This is a genomic window from Alicyclobacillus macrosporangiidus CPP55, from assembly GCF_000702485.1.
GTDB classification, from domain to species: domain Bacteria; phylum Bacillota; class Bacilli; order Alicyclobacillales; family Alicyclobacillaceae; genus Alicyclobacillus_H; species Alicyclobacillus_H macrosporangiidus_B.
In genome coordinates, this window is sequence record NZ_JNIL01000001.1 from 836,368 (window position 1) to 859,177 (window position 22,810).

26 protein-coding genes are annotated in these 22,810 nt (G+C 54.8%); 11 read left to right on the forward strand and 15 right to left on the reverse strand.

All coding sequences use genetic code 11. The annotated features are described in order from the left end of the window. Position 1: 1 nt before the first annotated feature. Entirely contained in the window at positions 2-1,420 is a 1,419-nt protein-coding gene (locus tag N687_RS25395; RefSeq protein WP_419670149.1) for a PAS domain-containing sensor histidine kinase, read from the forward strand. A gap of 105 nt (positions 1,421-1,525) precedes the next feature. On the opposite strand, the gene N687_RS20675 is transcribed toward N687_RS25395, so the two are convergent. The 3 genes from N687_RS20675 to N687_RS0104435 form a co-directional block, all read right to left on the reverse strand. After that, positions 1,526-1,687 (reverse strand): hypothetical protein, encoded by a 162-nt coding sequence (locus N687_RS20675; protein ID WP_331280123.1) that lies wholly within the window; start codon positions 1,685-1,687, stop codon positions 1,526-1,528. A 196-nt stretch (positions 1,688-1,883) separates the two neighbouring features. Continuing rightward, positions 1,884-2,804: a hypothetical protein gene (locus tag N687_RS0104430; RefSeq protein ID WP_029420709.1), complete on the reverse strand. Its 921-nt coding sequence runs from the start codon at positions 2,802-2,804 to the stop codon at positions 1,884-1,886. Further along, the gene (locus N687_RS0104435) at positions 2,794-3,426 is read right to left on the reverse strand and encodes a sigma-70 family RNA polymerase sigma factor (protein WP_081841141.1); all 633 of its coding nucleotides are present in this window, start codon (positions 3,424-3,426) and stop codon (positions 2,794-2,796) included. Before N687_RS0104435 ends, N687_RS0104430 begins: the two co-directional genes overlap by 11 nt. Before the next feature lie 147 nt (positions 3,427-3,573). Between N687_RS0104435 and N687_RS0104440 the strand changes: the two genes are divergently transcribed. Next, positions 3,574-4,419: an undecaprenyl-diphosphate phosphatase gene (locus N687_RS0104440; RefSeq protein WP_156040029.1), complete on the forward strand. Its 846-nt coding sequence runs from the start codon at positions 3,574-3,576 to the stop codon at positions 4,417-4,419. Positions 4,420-4,633: 214 nt separating this feature from the next. Here the strand turns inward: N687_RS0104440 and panC are convergent, their stop codons facing one another. The 7 genes from panC to N687_RS0104470 form a co-directional block, all read right to left on the reverse strand. Then, positions 4,634-5,503 (reverse strand): pantoate--beta-alanine ligase, encoded by an 870-nt coding sequence (panC, locus tag N687_RS0104445; RefSeq protein ID WP_029420712.1) that lies wholly within the window; start codon positions 5,501-5,503, stop codon positions 4,634-4,636. A 7-nt stretch (positions 5,504-5,510) separates the two neighbouring features. Next, positions 5,511-5,921 carry a 3-methyl-2-oxobutanoate hydroxymethyltransferase gene (locus N687_RS0104450; RefSeq protein ID WP_051662941.1) on the reverse strand — a complete coding sequence of 137 codons (411 nt, stop codon included), beginning with the start codon at positions 5,919-5,921 and terminating at the stop codon, positions 5,511-5,513. Continuing rightward, complete coding sequence (locus N687_RS25400; RefSeq protein ID WP_419670150.1) at positions 5,818-6,168, reverse strand: hypothetical protein; 351 nt, start codon at positions 6,166-6,168, stop codon at positions 5,818-5,820. The genes N687_RS0104450 and N687_RS25400 overlap by 104 nt, the downstream gene beginning before the upstream one ends. Before the next feature lie 162 nt (positions 6,169-6,330). After that, positions 6,331-6,459: a hypothetical protein gene (locus N687_RS25060; protein WP_269320484.1), complete on the reverse strand. Its 129-nt coding sequence runs from the start codon at positions 6,457-6,459 to the stop codon at positions 6,331-6,333. Between the two features lie 357 nt (positions 6,460-6,816). Beyond that, positions 6,817-8,730 (reverse strand): motility associated factor glycosyltransferase family protein, encoded by a 1,914-nt coding sequence (locus tag N687_RS0104460; protein ID WP_029420714.1) that lies wholly within the window; start codon positions 8,728-8,730, stop codon positions 6,817-6,819. Continuing rightward, the gene (locus N687_RS0104465; protein WP_029420715.1) at positions 8,720-9,046 is read right to left on the reverse strand and encodes a hypothetical protein; all 327 of its coding nucleotides are present in this window, start codon (positions 9,044-9,046) and stop codon (positions 8,720-8,722) included. Before N687_RS0104465 ends, N687_RS0104460 begins: the two co-directional genes overlap by 11 nt. After that, entirely contained in the window at positions 9,033-9,536 is a 504-nt protein-coding gene (locus tag N687_RS0104470; RefSeq protein WP_029420716.1) for a hypothetical protein, read from the reverse strand. Before N687_RS0104470 ends, N687_RS0104465 begins: the two co-directional genes overlap by 14 nt. Before the next feature lie 411 nt (positions 9,537-9,947). Here N687_RS0104470 and N687_RS0104475 point away from each other — a divergent pair, with 411 nt between their 5' ends. The 6 genes from N687_RS0104475 (at position 9,948) to N687_RS0104500 (ending at position 14,956) form a co-directional block, all read left to right on the forward strand. Continuing rightward, positions 9,948-10,307, forward strand: coding sequence for a DUF6385 domain-containing protein (locus N687_RS0104475; RefSeq protein WP_029420717.1), 360 nt, complete (start codon positions 9,948-9,950; stop codon positions 10,305-10,307). 262 nt (positions 10,308-10,569) lie between these two features. After that, a complete protein-coding gene (locus N687_RS0104480; protein WP_029420718.1) occupies positions 10,570-11,388 on the forward strand; it encodes a DUF6385 domain-containing protein in 819 nt (272 codons plus the stop codon). Positions 11,389-11,485: 97 nt separating this feature from the next. Beyond that, a complete protein-coding gene (locus N687_RS0104485; RefSeq protein WP_029420719.1) occupies positions 11,486-12,529 on the forward strand; it encodes a nucleotidyltransferase family protein in 1,044 nt (347 codons plus the stop codon). Beyond that, entirely contained in the window at positions 12,526-13,431 is a 906-nt protein-coding gene (locus tag N687_RS0104490) for a Gfo/Idh/MocA family protein (protein WP_029420720.1), read from the forward strand. The genes N687_RS0104485 and N687_RS0104490 overlap by 4 nt, the downstream gene beginning before the upstream one ends. Next, positions 13,428-14,132 (forward strand): cytidylyltransferase domain-containing protein, encoded by a 705-nt coding sequence (locus N687_RS0104495; protein ID WP_029420721.1) that lies wholly within the window; start codon positions 13,428-13,430, stop codon positions 14,130-14,132. The genes N687_RS0104490 and N687_RS0104495 overlap by 4 nt, the downstream gene beginning before the upstream one ends. Beyond that, on the forward strand, positions 14,129-14,956 hold the full coding sequence (locus tag N687_RS0104500; RefSeq protein ID WP_029420722.1) for an SDR family oxidoreductase: 828 nt from the start codon (positions 14,129-14,131) through the stop codon (positions 14,954-14,956). Before N687_RS0104495 ends, N687_RS0104500 begins: the two co-directional genes overlap by 4 nt. Positions 14,957-14,980: 24 nt before the next feature. On the opposite strand, the gene N687_RS0104505 is transcribed toward N687_RS0104500, so the two are convergent. The 5 genes from N687_RS0104505 to N687_RS0104525 are packed head-to-tail and all read right to left on the reverse strand — an operon-like array spanning position 14,981 to position 20,025. Continuing rightward, the gene (locus tag N687_RS0104505) at positions 14,981-15,607 is read right to left on the reverse strand and encodes a NeuD/PglB/VioB family sugar acetyltransferase (protein ID WP_029420723.1); all 627 of its coding nucleotides are present in this window, start codon (positions 15,605-15,607) and stop codon (positions 14,981-14,983) included. After that, the gene (gene neuB, locus N687_RS0104510; RefSeq protein WP_029420724.1) at positions 15,604-16,686 is read right to left on the reverse strand and encodes an N-acetylneuraminate synthase; all 1,083 of its coding nucleotides are present in this window, start codon (positions 16,684-16,686) and stop codon (positions 15,604-15,606) included. The genes N687_RS0104505 and neuB overlap by 4 nt, the downstream gene beginning before the upstream one ends. Further along, the gene (gene neuC, locus N687_RS0104515; protein ID WP_029420725.1) at positions 16,687-17,844 is read right to left on the reverse strand and encodes a UDP-N-acetylglucosamine 2-epimerase; all 1,158 of its coding nucleotides are present in this window, start codon (positions 17,842-17,844) and stop codon (positions 16,687-16,689) included. It lies immediately after the preceding gene. After that, positions 17,831-19,018 carry a LegC family aminotransferase gene (locus tag N687_RS0104520; RefSeq protein WP_029420726.1) on the reverse strand — a complete coding sequence of 396 codons (1,188 nt, stop codon included), beginning with the start codon at positions 19,016-19,018 and terminating at the stop codon, positions 17,831-17,833. Before N687_RS0104520 ends, neuC begins: the two co-directional genes overlap by 14 nt. Beyond that, entirely contained in the window at positions 19,015-20,025 is a 1,011-nt protein-coding gene (locus tag N687_RS0104525; RefSeq protein ID WP_029420727.1) for an NAD-dependent 4,6-dehydratase LegB, read from the reverse strand. The genes N687_RS0104520 and N687_RS0104525 overlap by 4 nt, the downstream gene beginning before the upstream one ends. 529 nt (positions 20,026-20,554) lie before the next feature. Between N687_RS0104525 and N687_RS0104530 the strand changes: the two genes are divergently transcribed. From N687_RS0104530 to N687_RS0104540, 3 genes are all read left to right on the forward strand, one after another. Then, the gene (locus tag N687_RS0104530) at positions 20,555-21,181 is read left to right on the forward strand and encodes a tyrosine-type recombinase/integrase (protein WP_231493581.1); all 627 of its coding nucleotides are present in this window, start codon (positions 20,555-20,557) and stop codon (positions 21,179-21,181) included. A 356-nt stretch (positions 21,182-21,537) separates the two neighbouring features. Next, a complete protein-coding gene (locus N687_RS0104535) occupies positions 21,538-21,825 on the forward strand; it encodes a transposase (RefSeq protein ID WP_029420729.1) in 288 nt (95 codons plus the stop codon). An 11-nt stretch (positions 21,826-21,836) separates the two neighbouring features. Continuing rightward, a complete protein-coding gene (locus N687_RS0104540) occupies positions 21,837-22,691 on the forward strand; it encodes an IS3 family transposase (RefSeq protein WP_035462054.1) in 855 nt (284 codons plus the stop codon). Positions 22,692-22,810 lie beyond the last annotated feature (119 nt).

Here is a 22,810-nt window from a genome sequence, read left to right on the forward strand (position 1 = left end):
GATGAAATACAATCCGGATGGTGTGTGCGCCTTGGATTTAACCGGAAAATATACCGATGTCAATGATGCCTTTGAGAAGCTTGTGGGTTACACAAAGGGCGAGTTGATTGGTAAAGACTATCGGGAATTGATCGTGTTCCCTGAGGACGTACCTCTTGCGGAGCGTCTCTTTCGGGCTATATTGAACGGAGAATCACAGCAAAATGTTGAGTTTGCGGTTCGTCGTAAGGATGGAAAGAGAGTGGAAGTCAGTGTGACGACTGCTCCCATTTTAGTCCGAGGTGAACTGGTGGGGTTATACGTAATCTTAAAAGATGTGACGGAACACAAGTTGTCACGCCAAAAGTTAATGCAGAGCGAGGAACGGTACCGTCAATTGATTGAGAATTCCCTGGATGCTATAGGAATCCATGACGGTGACAAATGGCTGTTCATGAACACACCTGGACTGAAGATGTTTGGTGCCAAAAGCGAGACAGACATGATTGGCAAACCAGTTTCGGACTTTGTCAAACCCGAAGATCGTGAAACGCTCAAGCAGCAGAGTCGCATCATCATCGAAGATAAACAGCCCATTGGTCGCTTCGAACAGAGATGGGTTACGGTGGACGGCAGACAGATCGACAGTGAGACCATCGGGCTCCCCATTAATTACGAGAACAAACCAGCCGTTCAGATCATTGTTCGCGACATTACGGAGAGAAAGCGCTCAGACGAATTGCTTCTTAAATCAGAAAAACTTTCTGCAGCTGGGCAACTCGCCGCAGGCGTAGCCCATGAAATCAAGAATCCGCTCACTGCACTGAAAGGATTTACTAAATTACTGATGGGCTCATCTTCGGGTCCCGAAGGACGATACCTGAGCATCATGCAGACTGAGTTGGATCGTATTGAAACCATTGTGAATGAGTTGCTGATTTTGGCCAAACCGCAAGCGGTCTTGTTTCGTCCACAATCCATAGAAAACGTTTTACAGGAAGTCATCACACTGTTGAATGCAGAAGCCGTTATGAAGAATGTGGTCATTGAATCCGACCTTGGTTCACACGGTACGATCGTCAATTGTGACAAGAACCAACTCAAACAGGTGTTCGTAAACATTATCAAAAACGCCATCGATGCGATGCCCAAGGGTGGACGCTTGTCGATTTCGGCCACGGTAGAGCATGAAACGGTATGCGTGCAATTCCGTGATGAAGGAGAAGGGATCCCCGAAGACGTCCTCGCCAAGCTTGGAGAACCGTTTTTCACGACGAAAGAAAAAGGAACGGGACTGGGGCTGTTGATGAGCCATAAAATCATATTGGCCCATCAAGGGACCATAGACATATCGAGTGTGGTGGGGAAAGGAACGACCGTGAGCGTTGTATTACCGTTACATAAAGATGTGCAAGAAGATGTGCAAGGAGTATTGCACTGAGGTTGACTATCGTGTTCCTCCACAGCGGTATCTTGTGGGACGGGCTGGTTCTCTGGAATTTAGCTTGGGCTGCGAATACCATATTCGTACCTCTTCGGCGGTCAGTCAGTCCTGATAGCGGATCAGTTCCGGCAAGTAACCGATTCGCCGCCGGGCTTCCAACTGGCCAAGCGGGAAGCCCAGGACCTGGGTTTCCCCGGCCGTCGGCCGCAACAGGCCAGCCAACAACATCTTGACAAACGTGCTCGTTCGGAGCCAGACAACCAAGGCCGGACAACACTGACTTTCGTTCATACGATTTTTAGAGTGAAGTGTGGCGTCCTGGTGGTTGAGATTGTGTGCCGTTTACGTTCTTTCGAATTGAGAAGTACACGGTGACCAGAACCCAACACACTAGGAACTGAAGGACGATGTGGTTTGCTTCTATAACAACTACGGCGGTGTTGATACGCGGTGAGAGCCGCTACCCATCCGCCTGCGCCTGTCGATCCACACTCTGCGCCACCTGCATGAACGTATCCTCCGGCAGGTCCCCCGTCAGGAGCATCACCCACGGACCCCGGTTCCAGGTCACATACCGGTGTGTTGTGTGCCCATTGGTGAAGGTGATGTACGTCGCATCCAATCCGTTCAGTTTCACCGTGCGCTTCGCGTTGCCAGGCGCCGACGTGTCCCCGTCAATCTGGAACGATCCCGCTTGATTGTGATACAGCACGAGCCGAATCAGGTGACGAGACCCATTCACCGGAATCACGCCTGTGACGTCCAGTTCAAATTGATGGGCCGCCTTGTCTTTCATGCTGGCCTCCACCCAATCCACCTGTGCGCCGTCCGCCTTCAATTTCGGGAACCGGTCCGTCCCCAGGAAGTCGCTCAACGGTGAACTGTAGTGGTCATCCGTGAAATGCTTGCCATCCGCGGACAACCCGAGCGCTTCTTTCTGCGCGAGCATGGGCGCGGGCACTGTCGTCCCCGGATTCGTTCCCGCCCCAGGCTTCGGAAGCAACGACGCCCCACCGCCGGGCACGGGTTTCGATCCGTTGCCTCCCACAGGCGGCTGATCCACTTCCGGAGATGTTCCGCCCGCCGGGATGAACGTCCAACCCGATATCATCCCATCACCGGCGGAAATGCGATGGGTTTTTACAATCACATCCAACAGGCTTCGCCCCGTCGCGGCCCACACCGCAGTATTCGCCCCAATCAACAGGAAGCCGGCCAACCCGGTGCCGATAACGATCTTGCGCCACTCGCTCCGTGGCTCGTCCCGTCTCGCCAACGCCTGTCCGATCCGCTCCGCCATTCGCTTCTTCGCTTCTTCATCGAGCTCGATGGTCATCGCGTCTTTTTTAAGCGCCAAATGAATTCGATCCTCAAAATCCATGCTCCTCCACCCCGCCTTCCAATACATGGTCTCCATGTTTCCTGCGCAGGATGCCCATCGCCAACCGGAGCCGCGACGCCACCGTTCCGGGCGGAATCCCGAGCATCTCCGCAATTTCCCTGCGGGTGTAGTCGTGTAGGTAATGCAGGACGACCACTGTCTTCAATTTGGGCGGCAGACTGCGGATGGACTGGACCAACGCTTGACGTTCGAGAGATTCGGTCACGTCGTCCGCAATGTCCGAATGGATCCCGCCAACCCGCACATCCACACTGCGAACCAAAGCTTCCTTCAGCCGACCCAACCGCCACTGCCTTCGCCGGTGTGCGCTGACCTGGCGAATGACAATCCCCGTGAGCCAAGGACCGAACGGTCGCGCAGGATCGAACTGCGGCAACGTGCGGTACACCGCGACGTAGATGTCCTGGACAACGTCTTCGAGTTCGGACGAATTTTCCAGAAGATAGTGAACCAGCCTTGCGACATCCGTCACGGTTCGGTCGTACAACTCCCAGAACGCCGTCTCGTCTTGTGCCTGCAGCCGCCGAATGAGTTCGGGTTCCACATGAATGGCCGTTGCCGTGAACCTCCCTTCCCGCGTTTGCCCAATATTGGTCCACACGCGAGATTCGGATCACCTATGGTCTTGTCACAAGTTGTTCATCATCTCTTTACGAATCACCCATACTGACTTTGCGATCATTACACAATTGATTCCTATACTTAGGCGCAGCGTAACCGATTTGCTATGTGGGGAAGGATGGTTACTTTGCTCTGGACCCAAATCATGGTGACCGCTCTCGTCCAAGGAATCACCGAACTGTTTCCCATCAGCAGTGTAGGGCACGCGGTGATCATGCCGTACCTGCTGGGTTGGACAAACCTCACGGATTCCGAGCAGTTCCTGCCGCTCGTCGTCATGTTGCATCTGGGCACCGCGATCGCCTTGCTGTGGTACTTCCGTCGGGATTGGGCTTATCTCGTCGGTGCCGTCCTTCAGAGGAATCACCGCGACCGAGGCAGGCAGCCGCATCTTCGCGTGCTGCTGCTCATCGTCGTCGCCACCATTCCCGCGGCGCTGATCGGGAAGTTGTTTGAGCACAAGTTGCGCGAACTCTTCCCGTCGGCTGTCTCAGCAAGTGTGTTTTTGATGGTCAATGGATTGGTGCTGCTGATTGCCGATCGACTGCGGCGTAACGCGGGAAACGGTGAGATGGAGCGGATGTCCTACCTCCAGAGCTATCTCATCGGCGCGCTGCAAGCCCTCGCCCTGATTCCAGGCATTTCTCGTTCCGGGATCACGATGGCCGCCGGACTGGCTACTGGACTCACTTACGAGGACGCCGCGCGGTTCAGTTTCTTACTCGCGACACCCATCATCTTGGGCGCGGGCGTACTCGAGATTCCCAAGGTCGTGCACGCCCACGCGCACGACATCATGCTCTACGGATTGGTTGGCGGCATCGTGGCCGGCGTGTGCGCCTATCTCTCCACCGCGTTTCTGATGCGCTATTTCAAGACCCACGAAGTTAAAGCGTTGCGGCCTTTCGCATACTACTGTTTGATCGCAGGTGCCGTTGTGTTCGTCTTGTCGCTCAAGGGTATCCACCTGTGATACCCAAGAACCATTCTCCCAGACTGACAAAGGGGGTTGCCCGTCCGGTGCTTAAACCACCTGGCGGACAACCCCTCTATTTTGGTCGTACGTGAGCGTGATCGTCAACGGCAAGTGCCAACCAAATCTGAGGACGGCACTCTCCCCGGACCCTCATCACTTCCAGTGCCGCGCATCCTCGACAGACTCGAGTGCTGCCGGACCTTTTTAAAGATCAGATTTCTCGGACCGTACCACCCTCGACGATCAACTGAAGATTGTCGATCAGGCGCGCTTTGCCGACATACGCTGCGACGGCAATCATCACACAGCCTTCCAAAACATCCGCCGGCTTTAAATCGTCAAGGTGCACGGCCTCGGCGTAATCGAGTTTAACACCAGGCTCTGCCGCAATCATCTCACCTACGGCCTTCGCTATTGCTCGGCCGTCCCGCTCACCGGCGAGAATACGCTCTTTGGCGCGCTGCAGTGCCCTGTACAACACCGTCGCGTGCGGGCGTTCCTCGGGGGTGAGGTAGACGTTGCGCGAACTCATGGCCAATCCGTCCGGCTCCCGTACGGTTGGCACATCGACGATCTCGACGGGGAAGTTTAGGTCTTGCACCATGCGCCGAATCACGACGACCTGCTGGCCATCCTTGCGGCCAAAGTACGCCCGGTCCGGTGTGACAATGTGGAATAACTTGCTGACGACCGTTGCCACGCCGCGGAAATGGGTTGGCCGTGTCTTGCCGCACAACCGGCGTCCGAGATCCGTCACCTCCACCATCGTCTCCATGGGACGCGGGTACATCTCCTCTACGAACGGAGCGAACAGCACGTCACACCCGCGCTGCTCCAGCAGGGAGGAATCGCGATCGAGATCGCGCGGATAACGGTCGAGGTCCTCGTTCGGCCCGAACTGCAACGGATTGACAAAGATGCTCACCACCACCAAATCGTTGTCCCGGCGAGCCGCGTCGACCAGGCTCAAGTGGCCTTCATGCAGATAACCCATCGTCGGGACAAAGCCCACGGTCTTTCCGGATTGTTTCGCAGCCCCAATGACACCGCGCAACTCGGCGATCGAATCGATTCGTCTCATCCAGTTCTCACCCCCGTTTGGCTTCCAGCGTATGGTCTGCAAACAATGGTTCGAGGTCTTTCCATTCCTCCGGTTTCAGGTGAACAGTCTGCGCTTCTCCCGGAAACGCGCCAGAAGTGACCTCTTCCACGTAAGATCTCACTGCAGAGAGAATGGTTTCCGCAAGGTTCGCATAGCGCTTGTTGTGTTTCGATATGTAGCCATCGGTGAATCCGGCCATGTCGTGAAACACCAACACCTGACCGTCGCATTGCGGGCCGGCTCCGATTCCGATGGTGGGGATGCGCAAGCGCTTCGTGATGTACCCCGCCACTTCAGCGGGCACCATCTCTAGGACGACGGCGAACGCTCCGGCCTCCTGCAGTGCGATGGCGTCCGCCAGCAAGCGCTGTGCTGACTCGCGCGTGCGGCCTTGCACAGTGAACCCGCCGACTCGCGGGATCCGAAATCGTCTGCAGTGGATGCAAGCTCAGCCGAAACGCACCTGCACAGAGAACCGGATCCAACGCGCTGCTCGCGAGTGCGCCGGCCGTGTGCACAACCACCTGGCCGGGCCGGAGCTGACCGGTCTCCGCCAATCCTTTCGCCACTGCGGCCACAGCTTTGTCCGGCACGGTTACAAAGACTGCGTCAGCCTCCTGCAGGGGACGCGGCTCCTCCTCCAGATCAAAAACAACCTCCCACCACCAGGAAGGTGCATCCTGCTATGTGCTTTGTGTCGATTTGCCTATCAAGCATTGTAGCAGAAACGATCTGAAACGCCTTAATCGTACGGTCTATACGGCCGTGTCAAGTTCCGGTAGGTGAGACCTCACCGTCAACGGTTTTTACGCGACCCTGTGTTGCGAACGCACCAGCTCCCGCAGCATGTACTTCACCCATGGCGGGCTCGCAGTAACCGTCGAACCGGATACACCTTGAAAATCATCAATCAGCTCGCCGACCATCTGGATCAAGAAAGCCCCACCGGCAAACCTGTGGCAGGGCTGGTCTGTATGTCGTCATCTTCTGTTGCGCACGTGAGCCGGCAGCGCCTCCGACCACGGCAGCAGCGCGACCGTTGCGACTTTATCGTCCTTGTCAGTCCACCACGCCAGTTCTTCGCAGGCGCCGCATGCGCTGCCCCATTCATAGGGGGTGTAGTCACTACACGAGTTATCCACACCCCCCACGAACCTTGCTGGCATCACGGGTCGTGGGGCCTTTTATGGCTACCAACTGTCGAACTCTGGCCATCGGTTGCCGTTGAACCGGGGTCACACGACAGGCTCAAAGAATACGCGGGAACAAGAATCGTAGTCATTGAGCCCTTGTCATTCTTTGATCGTTGTACGACTGATCACTCGCTTCTCGGCCAAGTCAAGGTGTTGCTCCACCAGGCGACAAATTTTCTGTATATACTCAATCATATGCTTCTGGAGCTCTGTCACTCTTTTTAAGCGTTCCACTGTATCCACTTCACCCACGTCATTTATCTTTTTGTGGACGGCAAAGATGACCTGCTGAGTAAAGGGGACGATAAACTCATCCACCGCATACTTGCGGAAAGCGTTGGTGTTCTTTTGAAACAACGTCTCGATGAATGGCGGCAATACTGTACCCGGAAGTTTTTCGTGCAAGAGACAAGCCCTCTCGACCAGTTGACAGTTTCGAATATCCTCATCTGCAGCTTCCGCCAACTGACGAAACTGATCTCTCAGTTGCCGAATCCGTGCAAACAGAGCGCCATATTTTCCCTGACGATCAAGATCGCTTGAAGCGTTGTTCATCGTTTTCACGCGGTGGTATAGGTCCATCGGCATGGGATCGTGACAAAAAGTTTCAATCGCTTCTCGCAGGGTCATCAATTCCGTTCCCTGAATATAGGCGCCCCCTTCCGTGGCATCGATGAATCTTGTTTCGGGATGCAAACTGATCTGTTGCTCAAACCACGTCTTGAACTCATACCACGTTTTTGTCGTCAAGACACGCTCTCCGTTCACCCCAGGAACAGAATAGGTTGGCTGACTCTGAAGCCATTGCACTTGTTCCGCGAGGTAGTCCTCGGAATACGCCGACAACCTGCTGTGTGTCGTCTTGTTTGGGCCGAAGGCCAGGTCCTGGCCGACGAAAATCACGGGGTTCGCGCCTAGCCACAAGGCAAACTCGAAAGCCAGATGCGCCGAGGACCCTCCTCCATGGAGACCTTCGAGATCATCCGCGATGCACTGCTGTATCCACTTCCCTGTTGATTCACCTTTACGGAATACCGGTACCCACGGGCCTGGGAATCTCTGCGGGATTCTCGGGTCCATCAAAGTCAAACCCACAAGTACCAATTCTTTCGGGAGATGTTCGTGTTCAAAATGAATGTGATACACGTTGGGCGTGCGTTCGGTCACACACACGGCGTCCGGTCGGATATTTCGCCTCAAGCAAGGCCGCAGTGCAGATTCAGCCGTGAGAACGATCGATTTTCCTGTCGCCTGGACAAGTGCATCAATGTTTTTGTCCAGAGACGGGCCATTTGCGACAATAAACGCCGGCTTCCCCGCAAATGCTCCCCGCAACGAACTCAACGAAACGCCGTCCAGAACCCTGTCGACATTGTCCAGCGTGTTATACATTCCAACCAGTGTATCATGAACAGAGTTCCCCACGCCGCTCAGGTGGAGTTCCAATGTATTCCATATCCAATCATGAATTTCAAGATAGACTTCTTTTTCATTCCGGTGAGCCAGCCATGTAAAGAATGATGCCGGTTTGGTGGCTCGCAGCAAAAAGTCAGCTGTAACAATCTCTTCGAATTGCGCTCGCATCTGTTGTATGTCGCCAAGGACAACATGTACCGACTGGTCTTTCAATACAGGCCGCATGTCAATGCGGCTTAACATCGCGTAAAACAGATCGATGTTGCGCTCAAAAATGATGGTCTCTGTGTACGGTTTCTTGCGCTTCGCATACTCTAGCAGCGGGTAACCGAAACCGCAGCCGTAAATGAAGCTCACCATGACATCTTTGTAGTCCAACGTTTCAGCCCATCGCTTCGCCTCATCCCACGGATCCATCAGACTATTTGTGTGCACGAAAGTATCACCTAGCTTCACAAGGGCCACCGGCCATCCTAAGTCCCCCGTGACGACGCGCACCGACTCAGGGAGATCGACACCGTCCCCCACGCTCAACACGAATTGTTTAATGGGATCGGGCAGCAATTTCAGATTATCGATAAAAATTTCATTTTTCACACCCATAACTCCCTTCATCTTCGACTTCCTTTGACTTCAAGAGCGGCAAGATGTTGAACTCGAGGATGTCCGTCGCCCGGATCATGTCGCAGCCCTCGAGACAGTCCATGAGCTTGCCCATCCAATTCGTTATCTCATCAAGCGTCTTCGCGTACGCTTCGTTTCCCTCCAACGGTTCTCGTTCTAATGCATCAAGCCAGAGGATGCACGCTTGTTGAAACCAACTCACTCCTTCAGAGTCGTCCCCTCTGCGCCACGCGTCACATCCCCGCTCGATGCAAGAGACAAAATTACGCTCTGGTTCACTCGTATGCATCGTAGTCCTCCTTTCTCCATCGATTCATGACCACTTGGGAACCCTTGTCGAAGAACCAATCGGTATTCAGTATGGTTGTCCGGCTCAACCATTCGGTGGTTTGGTGAAAATACACGACCGGGGCTTGCATTCGGACCATATCGTCGGAATTGAATAGTGGATTCGGATTGGAGATAAGCCATGCATACCATTTTTCGATTGCAGAACACAAGGTTTGTCGGAAATTTGGTCGACAAGCCATTTCCATTGCTCCTCCTCTCCCGGCAAGTTGCCCGTTTTTCTCCTGATATAGAGCTTGCGATCCCGTTTGTATAAACCAGTCTGTATCATCCAGTGTTTGATACGCGGTGCGGCGGACTCGATTCACGTAGTCGCTGCTTTTGGCACGTACGTCTGGATAATCACTGTCGGTGATTTTTCTGATGAGCCATGCGTACCATTGTTCTATTTCTTGTGTTAAGACAGTCAAATGGCCTTGAGTCAGGTTCATCCGCCTCCCCCCTCCTCCTGGAGTCTTCGTAAATATAAGCCGTGTCCGGTCAAGGTGAGTGGGCGCGCGTCCGGCAGACAATGGATGGGTCCTAGCCGCTTCACGGTGCAGAGACGTGCGCATTATGCTGAATATCTCGGAGGAGAGGACGACGCTGTTGTGAGTTCCAAAAATAAGATACTTGTCCATGCCTATGGCATGCGCAAAACGAATCGGAAGCCCCAGTGTCTTGGCTCAAACGTTCAGGTATCCGAGACAGGCAGGAACCCCACGTCGGCCCGGACGCAATCGCATGGCGACTGCCCTGCGGTCCCGGTTGTAAAAACCAGCAAGCGCCTATCGCGCGTGGTGATCTATGGGTGTCACGGCCGAAAAGCGCTTCCGGTGAAAGTCGACAAAAAGGGAAGACTCGTGACTCGTCCGAAGATCCGTGCGCGCCGAAGCGCGCTCATTTTCCTCGAACAGCGCTACACAGTGTTGGCGACGGACGAGTTTGTTCCTCTCCCGTTGGAGGATATCAGCCATGCGGTTCAGTACGTATATCTGATTCACAACACGGGGGACGCCGATGCCCAGGTGTTTGTGCAGGTCGGAACCGACCATGAGAGTTTGGCGGATGACCTTGAAGGCATCCTGACCATCCGATCGAACCAGACCACGGTGGTTACCCCACTGCGTTTCTCCAAGTTTGTACGACTACTGTACCGTTGTGCTGACCCAGAAAAGACCACCAAGCTGCGCATCGTATTTCAAGCCCAAATTCTGCGCTAAGAAAAGTTGGTTCGCCTACGCGGCACGATCGTATAAAGACCGCTTCCAATCTCCCCTACGGAAAATGTGCGTTCGCTTAAGCCAGGTGCCTGTGTCGTCCATGCAAGTCCCTCGTACAATATGTCGAAGGTTCGCTCGTCGGCTGACATGCTCAACCGACTGCACACCCCATCCTGCATTAAAAGAAAAGGGGAGTGATGTATCGAAGACCGGTGACCACCATTCATACCCAATTCCACACTGCCCAAGGAGATGAATATCGTTGTCTACCAAAGTGTTTTCAGAAGTCGCGTCGTCTCTCAAAGCCCAAGTGTTCCAATCTGCAGCATCCAATCTGCACACGCGCGTCTTCCAGACGGCACAGTCCAACTTGCAAGCACGCGTCTTCCAGACGGCGCAGTCCAACTTGCAGGCACGCGTCTTCCAGACGGCACAGTCCAACTTGCAAGCACGCGTCTTCCAGACGGCGCAGTCCAACTTGCAAGCACGCGTCTTCCAGACGGCGCAGTCCAACTTGCAGGCACGCGTCTTCCAGACGGCGCAGTCCAACTTGCAAGCACGCGTCTTCCAGTCGGCGCAGTCCAACTTGCAGGCACGCGTCTTCCAGACGGCGCAGTCCAACTTGCAGGCACGCGTCTTCCAGTCGGCACAATCCAATTTGAGGGCACGGGTCTTCCAATCGCTGGCTTCTCTCCTGCGGGTAACTCTGGTCCAATCCATCGCGTCCACCGCACCGTTCGTGAAACTGGGTGGCCGCGCAACCGTAAGCGTGGTTTCTACACGCGTGGTTTCGTCTAGTACAACCTATGGTTTTGGATTTACGCAAAACGTTCTTCAACTGTCTGCATTTACGTTCACGGTGCGTAACGCAGGCGCTTCAGGTAGCATTAACGCGAAAATCCAGCTGAGCGCAGATGGAACCAACTGGTATGATGACCCCGGCTCAGTGGTGCAGACCCTTACAACCGGGAAAATCTTCACCTTTACGCCAGGACGGTTCACCAAGTACGCGCGCATTGCGTCGAAAAAGGCAAATGCGACAGGCAGCACGCTGGAAACGTTCGCACAAGGCCATGTATAATTCGGAACTTCGCTTTCGTGATTTTTGCCCTGGAGAGTTCTCCAGGGCTCGCTTGTCTATTCTACAGCTTGAACAAGCGGAGTGATGGATTGTGAGAATGTGCAGCCACATCATGATAGCTCCGACGACTTCGTTGCAAGAAACCATCCAGATCATCGACGCGGATGCACGGCAGATCGCTCTGGTTGTGGATGACAACTCACGGTTGATGGGAACCGTGACGGACGGAGACGTGCGGCGGGCTATCTTACGAGGCGTTGGCTTGAATGAGCCGGTCCGCTCCATTATGAACATGTACCCCACCGTGGTCGCCCAGGGCACGCCTTCACAAACCATTTATGCCCTGATGCTTGGTCAAGGAGTCCGCCGCATTCCCGTCGTGGATGGCGGACGACGTGTCATCGGCCTGGAGATGTTCGAAGACTACGTCGATTCTCCGAAACGGGAGAACTGGGTTGTCATCATGGCGGGAGGACTGGGTACCAGGCTGGCTCCGCTTACGGATACATGCCCAAAACCTTTGCTCAAAGTCGGGCCGAAGCCGATTCTCGAAATCATTTTGGAATCTCTCATCGCCCACTCGTTTCATCGCTTTTTCTTTTCGGTGAACTACAGGGCGGAAATGATCGAGAGTTATTTTGGCGACGGCAGTAAATGGGGCGTGCGTATCGAGTACCTTCGAGAACAGAAGCGTCTCGGCACCGCGGGTGCGCTCTCTCTCCTTCCGCACGAGCCGGCGCGGCCCATCCTCGTGATGAATGGTGATCTGCTCACCAGCGTCGACTTTGGTCATTTGCTCGCGTTTCATACCGAAAATCAAAGCATCGCGACCATGTGCATCCGAGAACACGTCCATGCGATCCCATATGGCGTTGTGCACATCGATGGACACCACTTCCTCGGTATGGAGGAAAAACCGGTGCAACGCATGTTTGTCAATGCGGGTATCTACGTCATCGCACCAGAGGTGTTGAGGCTCCTGGAGAAGGATACCTACATCGATATGACGTCGTTATTCCACCGACTCGCCTCACAAAAGTCCCCTGTCCATGTCTTTCCGGTCCGGGAATACTGGCTGGACATCGGAAGAATGGACGATTACGTACGGGCCAATCAAGAATACGGTGAGGTGTTCCTATGAAAACACTCGTCATCGGATTTGGATCGATTGGACAACGTCATTGCCGCATCCTCCTCGAACTGGGATGCCGGGTCGCCGTGGTCAGCCGTCAGGATGTCATTCCTTTCCCAGCGTATCGGACCATGGCCGAAGCGCTGCAAGAATTCAAGCCTGAATACGTGATCATTGCAAATCGAACATCCGAACACTACGATACGTTGGCCGGACTGCTTGCCTTTGGCCACGATGGACCCATCCTGGTTGAGAAACCGTTATTCGACAAACCGCACCATCTGCCTCTTCATCAACAAAAGGTGTTCGTGGGGTACAATCTCAGGTTCCACCCGGTACTGCATCAGCTCAAACAGCGACTGCGGTCACAATCTGTCATCTCCGTCCAAGTGTACGCGGGACAATACCTCCCGGCCTGGCGTCCTGGCGACTACCGGGACTGCTACTCTGCAAGGCGCGCAGATGGGGGAGGTGTACTCCGTGACCTCAGCCATGAACTCGACTATACCCAATGGTTGTTTGGAACATGGACGAGGGTTGTGGCCGTCGGCGGGCACTACAGCCACCTGGAGATCGACAGCGAGGACGCCGTTTCGCTTCTGATGAGCACGAACGATTGCCCCATCGTGAACATACAGATGAATTATCTAGACCGGAACCGGAGACGAGAGATCCTCATCAACACGGATGCTCATACGTATCGGGCAGACTTGGTCCAGAACACGCTGCAAACCGATGACTGCACTGAGACGTACCCGTGTGACCTTGACGCAACGTATCTGGCACAGCACCAGGCGCTGCTTGCGGGTGACTTCACCACACTCTGCTCCGTTTCGGAAGCACAGGAAACGCTCAACCTGATCCTGAACGCGGAACAGTCCATCAGCGAAGGCAGGTGGATGACACGATGAAAAGGATCTGCACCATCTGCGCGCGGGCTGGGTCGAAAGGGGTACCTGACAAGAATATCCGAAACCTGTTGGGCAAACCGCTCATCGCCCATTCCGTTTTGCAAGCTCAGTGCTCCGAGCTGTTTGACGAGATCGCGGTGAGCAGCGACTCTGACCATATCCTGCGCATCGCGGAGGCGTACGGCGTCCGACAACTGGTCCTGCGTCCCCCCGAGCTGGCCTGTGACGACGCACCCAAACTGCCCGCAATACAACACTGTGTGGAGGAAGTGGAGCGGATCGTCGGCTACCGGTTCGATACCGTCGTCGACCTGGATGTCACCTCACCATTACGAACGGTGGACGACATCGCCGCAGCCGTCTGTCTCTTGGAACAATCAGACGCCCAGAATGTGTTGTCATGTACCCCCTCTCGGAGATCTCCCTATTTTAATATGGTCGAGGTGACGAAGGACGGAACCGTGGCATTGGTGAAGCCCCCCGCCGCATCCGTCACCAGACGGCAAGACGCCCCGGTCACCTACGACCTCAACGCATCGGTGTACGTTTGGCAACGCGACAGCCTCTTTGACTGCGGCACCTTGTTCAACCCGCGAACGCTGTTGTACGTCATGCCGGCGGAGAGATCGCTCGACATCGATACACGATTGGATTTTGACCTGGTGGAGTATGTACTCAGTAAAAGAAGGGTGAACCCATGAGGATAGAGACATACCGCGACCTGTTTGACTTGTCCGCGAAAACTGCGATTGTAACGGGCGGATTGGGGATTTTGGGCCGCCACTTTTGCGCCGGGTTAGCCGAATTTGGGGCACGTGTCGCAGTCATTGACTTGAATGAAGCAGAGGTTGAACAATTTTCCAAGGAACTCGAACAACGATATGGAACGCTCTGCATCGGGGTTCCGTGCGACGTCTCTAGTCCATTGTCTGTTCAGCGCATGGTGCAGACGGTCGCGAAGGAGCTGGGTCCCATCCAGATCCTTGTAAACAACGCGGCGAGCAAATCAAACGACTTGCAGGCGTTTTTTGCGCCATTCGAAAACTATACACTGGAGCAGTGGCGAAAAGTGACGTCGGTGAACCTCGACGGTATGTTCTTGGTGGCGCAGGCCGTCGGAAAGCACATGATTGAACAAGGGAGGGGAGGATCGATCATACAAACTTCCTCCATATACGGTCTGATGGGGCCGGACGACCGTATATACGAGGGATCAAACTACCTGGGAGGTGCCATCAACACACCGGCCGTGTATGCCGCGACGAAAGCGGGCGTCATCGGCTTGACGAAGTATTTGGCGACGCGCTGGGCGAAGCATGGCATTCGCGTCAACACGCTGATCCCTGGCGGCGTGGAAAGCGGGCAGAACCATCAGTTTGTCAAGAATTACGCCCATCGGGTCCCGATGCATCGCATGGCGCAACCCCGTGAACTTGTCGGTGCGGTTCTCTTCTTGGCATCGGAGGCTTCCAGTTACGTGACAGGTCATAACCTCATCGTGGATGGCGGATTGCATGCCTGGTAACGGGTGTCAGCCAAATCGCGACCGTCACCTGGCGGGTACGCCCTTGACCACTTGATGGTCTGGAACATCTCGGGTCACTACGGCCCCCGCCCCGACCGTGGCATATTTGCCAATGATCATCCTCTTTTCGGGAGATGAACCCTGTAACACGACGGCACCCGTTCCGATGTACGCGCCTTCCTTCAGATGGACATTTCCGGAAATATTCGCTCCCGGCCCAATCGTCACGTAATCTTCCACGATGCAGTCGTGAGCGATGGTGCAATTCTGATTGTAGATGCCAAAATGACTACACCGAATGTCGCTCGTCATCCGAACCCCCGCAAAGACAATGTTGCCCATCTTTCGTTCAAGTTCCGACCTTTGGCGTCGACCGAACGTGGCCGCAGGGTGAATGACATTCACATACCGGATATCTGGATATCGGTGATAAATGCGCCGGCGAATCTCGGGACGCCCAATGGCGATGACAAAATGGTAGGCGACATCAGCCAATGCACGCACTTGATCCTCGGCAGTGACGGGAAATCCGGAAACCTCGCCCGTCCTCTTGTCCCTGTCAATGAGTATCACGCCGCCATATCCGATTTCCCGGCAGATGTCAGCCACTTCCACCGCCAGTCCGGAAGCGCCGAAAATGGCGATATTCACCGGATCATCTCGTCCTTGTGAAAGGTTTTCGCCGCTGTCTTGCCAATCAACTCCCAGTAATACATGGGAGACAAACCATGGCCAGGCCGTTTGACGGCAAGATTGTCTTCGGAGTACACCTCTCCGGTTTGAATGAGGCGAGCCGCCACAATGCTCCGGCGAACCAACTCAGCGGTTTTTTGCTCCCCCATCGTGGGCAGTTTGGCGGGCGATCCCAACGCATCCTCCACTTGTCTGACGGCCTGAACCAAAGTGTGAAACTCATCCGGCTCCAAAGACGCTCGGTGGTCCGGTCCTTCCATTCTCCGGTCTAGTGTGAGGTGCTTTTCGATCACGACGGCTCCCCGCGCGACCGCCGCAACCGCCACCGCGATGCCAGGCGTATGGTCAGACAGTCCGACGGGGAGTTGGAATGCTGCAGCCAGGGTGTCCATGGCGCGTAAGTTCACATCCCGAAATGGGGCAGGGTATTCCGACGTGGCGTGTAACAGGATCACCCGTTCCGCCAGTGCCCGCTGACCCGCCTCAGAACTGTACGCGCGACGCATTTCAGATAAACTGGGCCGAGCGCCAGGCGGTTGCGTAAATCCAAAAGCGAGTACCGCCAGGGCCTGTTCAACTTCTCCTAGTGTGCACATTCCGGTGGACAGAATTAGCTTCCGCTGAGATTGCGCAGCTTTCAACAACAAGGGCGCGTTCGTGACATCCCCTGACGAAATTTTGAGCATGGAGACACCGAGATCGCGGACCAACAAGTCTACGCTTTCGTTGTCGAACGGTGTCGACAGAAAGCCAATTCGCTGGTGTCGACAGTGGGCATGCAATTGTCGATACGCTTCGGCGGACAGTTGGACTCTGCGCAGCATGTCATACTGGGATTCGTTCGCGGCTGTCGTCTGTCTTTGATACTCAGGTTTGGGTGCATCAGTGCGCACCAAATTTTCTGATAGAAAGGTTTGAAATTTCACCGCATCTGCTCCCGCTGCGACTGCGGCATCGACCAGCTGCTTGGCCAAATCCAACGAGCCGTTGTGGTTGACACCAATCTCAGCCACAATCAAGGTGCGCGAATGGGCCATTTAGCTTCCCACCTCGTAAAAGTGTTTGGGCTGGCTCTGTCCAGACTGCAAGTGACGCCTTAACTCCTGTACTATTTTTTGGCTGCTTGTTCCGTCGCCGTACGGGTTCTCTACATTTGAACCATCGAATTGGTAAGCCGCCTCAATGGCCCGGAGAATCGCCTCTCTGCGGGCTTCACAATGAATGACCGAATTTCCTCTCAGCCTTCCTTTCTGTCGATCTCCGATGTCCACTGTCGGCTTCCCTAAGGCAGGAACCTCACAAATGCCGCTGGAAGAATTCCCGACCACCGCGTCGACCCACTTGACGACGCTGAAATAGTACTGTTGCCCGAGTGAAGAATAAGCTTTGGCATTTGGGTGGTCGCGTACAAATTCGTCGACCATTTCGGCGAGCCTGCGTCCATGGGGGTCCGCGTTCGGCTTGGTGAACAAGATGCCCGTTTTCTCTCCAAGCTGGTCCAGTGCGTCCAGCAGTTCGGCAAACTCTGCCGTCGAATCCCTGTTTCCCAGCGTGACTGGATGGAATGTCACCAGGAGGTTTCGTGATAAAAAGCGAAACCCCAACGCGCGTTCCAGCTCATCTCGAGACAGCAGCGTCAACCGCACAATGCGATCGATACCAGGGTGACCGACATTGAAGACACGGGCTGGATCCTCACCGAGTTGACACACGCGCCGACGCGAGGCCTCATTCGTCACGAAATGAAGGGATGCCATCTTCGTAATGCTGTGCCGGATGGCTTCATCAAGAGCTCCCTCGGTCACGTCTCCTCCCCCGATGTGCGCGATGGGTATGCGCGCAATGTACGCGGCCAGTGCCGCAGCGAATATTTCAAAACGATCCCCAAGTACGATGACGATATCCGGACGCAGCCTCTGCAGGGCGTCCGCAAACCCAATCACCCCAAGGCCGATAGATTTGGTCATACCGACCGGAGTATCACTCGACACAAGCATCTCGATCTGTTCTGTCATTTCAAACCCATCTGCCTGAATGGATTGGACCGTCAAGCCGAATTCCGGTGAGAGGTGCATGCCTGTCGCGACAACTTGCAGGTCAAGCTCTGGGTCCGCCTCGACCTCTCGCATCACGCCGTACAACAAACCGTACTCTGCGCGGCTACCTGTGACCACACAGATGCTAGCCTTCGCCATGAAATCCTCCCAGAAACGAACTGCTTGGTAGATTCACCGTCCGCCCTGCCAAACTCTCTGCCACAGACAGATCCATGCGTGGACAATTTTTGTACATCTCCAACTGATGCAGGGGCGTCCAAAACGGCCGTGTCATGATACCCTCACGATTCGTGCGCTCGAGCAATTCGTCGAAGCAGTCTGCAAACGATTCGTCCAAAATCAATGCGTTGAGCCAGTAATTGCTCGTTGCAAATGGTGGTTCCTTGAAACAACGATAACCTTGAGCCCCGTCAAATGCCTTGTGATACGCGGACGCCAGTTCGCGCTTACGACGCAGCAAGTCTGGCAAGCGCTGCAATTGCGCAATTCCCAAGGCCGCGTTCAGATTCGGCATCCGGTAATTGTACCCAATCTGATCATGGACGAACTTCCATGGATGCGGTAACTTCGCCACCGTGGTGAGATGCCTTGCCATGCGCGCCAATTCGTCGTCGTTTGTGAGAATCGCTCCCCCTCCACCAGTCGTCACGATCTTGTTTCCGTTGAAGCTCAAGGCAGACATTTTCCCCCAATTCCCAGTGTGGCGGCCTTTATAGAAGCTGCCCAACGCCTCCGCTGCATCTTCAATAAGTTGCAATTTGTACCGGCGGCACAACTCTGCGAGCGGGTCTAAATCCACCGGATGCCCAAACGTGTGAATCGGCACCAGGGCTTTCATCCGCCGTCCACTCATACGATTCCAACAGCCGTCCGGTCGAATCTCAGCCACGTCCTGGAGGTAAGATTCCAGCTTCGTCGGGTCCATGCCCAGTGTTTCTTCCGAGCAATCGACCAGGTGAGGGATGCCGCCACAATACGAGACCGCGTTGGCTGTGGCCACGAACGTCAGCGCGGGAACCAACACCTCATCGCCTGGTTCGACACCCGCGACGAGCAAGCAAATGTGCAACGCGGCTGTGCCATTCACCGTGGCGATAGCATGCTTGACACCCGTGTATGACGCCAAGTCAGCCTCAAATCGCTCGACAAACCCACCGACGGAAGACACCCAACGCCGATCCAGGCACTCTTTGATAAATACACACTCTCTTCCGTCGAAATCAGGCTCGTGCAGGGCTATCTGCGTATCCGTGTTGGGAAGAACACTCCGCAACCGGCACAAGATGTCGTTGATCATTTGCGCTTTGATCATAGGTTGTACATATACGGCTTATAGCCGCGAAGATTTGCTCGATCCGTAAACCATGCCACCGTTTCCCGCAAGCCATGCTTCAATCCATCGCGCCCGTGGTATTCAGGAGTCCAGCCGAGGAGTTGTCGGGCTTTCGAGTTATCCGCCCATAGGCGTTCCACCTCGCTGGTCAACGGGCGCAGTCGATCCGTGTCCACTTCCACTTCCGCTTCAACCCCCATCACCTCAGTGATCAATTGCACGAGATCGCCAATTGAGATCTCATAGTTGCTGCCAATGTTTATCACTTGGCCAACAGATGAGTCCGACTGCGCCATCGCGGTGAATCCGCGGACCGTGTCTTTCACATACGTAAAGTCGCGGGTGGGCCGAAGGGACCCCAGTTTAATCCTCCTCGCCCCTGTCGCCATTTGCGCGATGATGGTCGGTATGACGGCTCGCAGAGACTGCCTGGGACCGTATGTGTTGAAAGGGCGAATGATGGAAACATGTACGCCGAACGCATGGTAAAAAGACAACGCCAACTGGTCCGCTGCGATCTTGGTGGCCGCATAGGGTGATTGACCGTGCAAGGGATGTTCCTCGGTGATCGGCACAAATCGAGCGGTGCCGTAAACTTCACTGGTTGAAGTGTGAATGACCCGCTTGACCTCCAGCTCGCGAGCTGCTTGGAGAACGTTCAATGTGCCCTTGATGTTCGTGTCCACGTACGTCTGCGGCGCGTGAAAAGAGTACGGCACCCCAACCAATGCAGCCAAGTGAAAGACAATGTCCCGACCACGAAGCGCCTCTCTGACTACGTACGGATCGCGTATGTCTCCTGAGACGATGTCGACCTGTGATTTGATGGGATTCGGCAGGTGATCAAGCCACCCAAACGAATTAAAGGCATTGTAAAAAACGAACGCTCTCACGTCAGCACCCACACGGATCAGTTCTTCAACCAGGTGTGAGCCGATGAACCCATCTGCCCCGGTGACCAGCACTCTTTGCTGGGCGAGCTCCACCGCTCATCCTCCCATCTGTCGCAAAGTGAGCCCTTCCCCTTTTAGGTCATCGTATTCATCGGATGGCCGTAATGTAACCGACGCGAACCAGTTCTGCGAGCACTTCGGCCGGCCCATGGTGTCGCAGACCGCCGCGGCAGAAGTCCCGCCGCAAGAACCCGTCATCCCGTCGGTCAGTGCGCCGTTTTCGGCCCCGTACGGTGTGGTGCCTAGGGCCTGTTACGGCGGGGTTTGGATCCGGATATTGGCCTACATCATCGACGGCCTCGTCTTCATCATCCCCGCGTTGATCCTGCAAGCGTGTTCAAGCGAGCGGCATCCCTGTTCATCGGCGCGTTCGAATGGCTCTACTTCGCTCTGATGGAGATCTTGAGCACACAGGGCACCCTGGGCAAAATGGCATTCGGACTTCGCGCGACCACGTGGGGGTACATTGACAACCACAAAGTTGAACAACCCGCCACGTCCTTTTCCTGTACCCTGAGTTTGGTTCGAACCTCTGGGGGCAGGAGAAAGGAATGTGCTCGAGATGGTCGAGAGGGAGTATATCAGAAAGCGGTATGATGTGGCTTCCAGAAGGATTCGTGAGCGAACCCGAGATGATTATGAGATTGCAACATCTCAGTACCTCGTCCCCCGCATTGGTCATATCAAGCTCTCCGAATTAAGGCCACACCAGGTTCAGAAAGCGTATAACGACATCGAAACAAACAACGGACCGCACATCGCGCGAAAATGTCATGCCATATTGCATTCCGCCTTGTCTCAAGCTGAGAAATGGGGATCGGTGGCCCGTAATGGTGCTTCCCTGGCTGAGCCACCGAAAGTCCCGCGCCGCGAGATGCGGCCGTTATCACCGGAAGAAGGCAGCAAGTTCATCGTAGCCATACAGGGCAATCGTTACGGTGCGTACTTCCTGCTGCTGCTCGGCACGGGGATGAGGCCAGGAGAGGCGCTGGCATTAACATGGGATGACGTAGACCTGGAGAACGGCGTAATCCAGATCAACAAAGCCCTGAGCACTGGACGGCCAAAATTGTGCATGGGCGAGGGAAAGACCGCAAAGTCCCGAAGAAGTGTAGTCATAACACCCAACACCGTGGCAACTTTGAAGGCGCACAAGGCGCACAAATCTGAAAAGCCTTGTCCTGATTAGGATTTCGGCACTTGTGTTCTACGGAGAGCGGACCTGAAGAAAGGCGATTTTCGATGAGTTGACACCCAAAGTGACTCCCAAATGGCCGTGGGGACACCGCGTACGACAAGTCTTCGCCTCAAACATCAGCGCCGCCCTTTAGCTCGGCCAAAAATTCGTTCCCAGCCTCTACCAATCGGTGTGCGCGCGTATTGAGCCAGTCCTCATATTCCTCTACTGTACGTGAGGTAATGTCCTCATCTATGAACTGAGCCTTCAATTTTTCGGGTGTGATTTTGTAACGCTTATACTTGCCCCAGAGTCAACCCAGACAGAAGGGAGAGGTTAGAATTTAGAGTGAAGACGAGGTGTTTATGATGCCGGGACGTAAGTGGACAGTGGACGAGAAGATGAACATCGTGCTCGAGGGCATGATGCCCGGTGCCAACATCAGCGAGGTATGTCGACGGCATGGAGTGGCCCAGAGTCTGTATTACAAGTGGCGTGAAGCGTTCCTGGCTGGTGGACGGGCTGGACTTCAGTCCGGACCCTCCACGAGGGAGCAGGAGCTGGAGAAGGAGTTGCAGGAGGCTCGGGCTAAGATCGGTGAACTTACGATGCAGGTGGATGTGTTGCGAAAAAAATCGAATTGGGGCCGGAAGTAAATAGCCGTTCTTTGGTCTGTCAGCTCGCCAAAGAAGGGTTTCCGGTCCCAGTGATTGCAAAAGCGTTAGGGCTGAACCGGACGTACTGTTACAGCTTGCTGAAGCCGCCTGTGCCAAAGCCGAAGCGGCCTCCTGTGGACAAGGACACTCTGGTCAAACAGTGGATTCGGAAACTGTGCGAAGAATTCCCCACGTACGGATATCGGAGAATCCAAGTCATGCTGCGTCGCCGATACAACCTGCGGGTGAACCATAAGCGGGTGTATCGGCTGATGAATGAAATGGAGCTGCTGGTGAAATCTCCGAGGAAGGGCGCTTCACGAGCGAAACGGCGAGGGAAGATACCGGTCACCAGGTCCAACGAGCATTTCCAGTGCGACATGACGAAGGTGTGGTGTGGGAAAGACGGATGGGGATATCTGTTTGCCGTGATTGACGCTTATGACCGGGAGATTGTGGGGTACTCGTTTTCCCGGTTCTGCCGTACGGAGGACCTGCTGAAGGCTGTGGATATGGCGCTGAACTATCGCTTCCCGAACGGCGTTCAAGGTGCCGGTTTGACATTACGAACGGACAATGGCTGCCAGATGACGAGTCGACGGTTCATCCAAGCGATGAAGGTCTGCCAAATCAACCACGAGCGGACGGGGTACAACAACCCCGATGCTGACGCACACATCGAGCGATTCTTCCGGTCGCTGAAGGAGGAGGAGGTCTGGCTGCAGGAATACAGCAGCTTTGCAGAGGCGAAAGCGGCGATTGAGTCGTACATTCACTTTTACAACACGGATCGACCGCATTCCGCACTAGGTTATCGCTCGCCGTTGGAATTCAGAAATTGGAAAATGCAACAAAACGCAGCGTGAGACGGTTTTTATCTGAATTGCAAGTCTCTCATCTCTCTCTTAAAAGCCATCCCATCTGTCTTGACAAAGTCGGGTTCAATACGCATCCAAACCGAAGATCCCACGCATCTGCACGATGA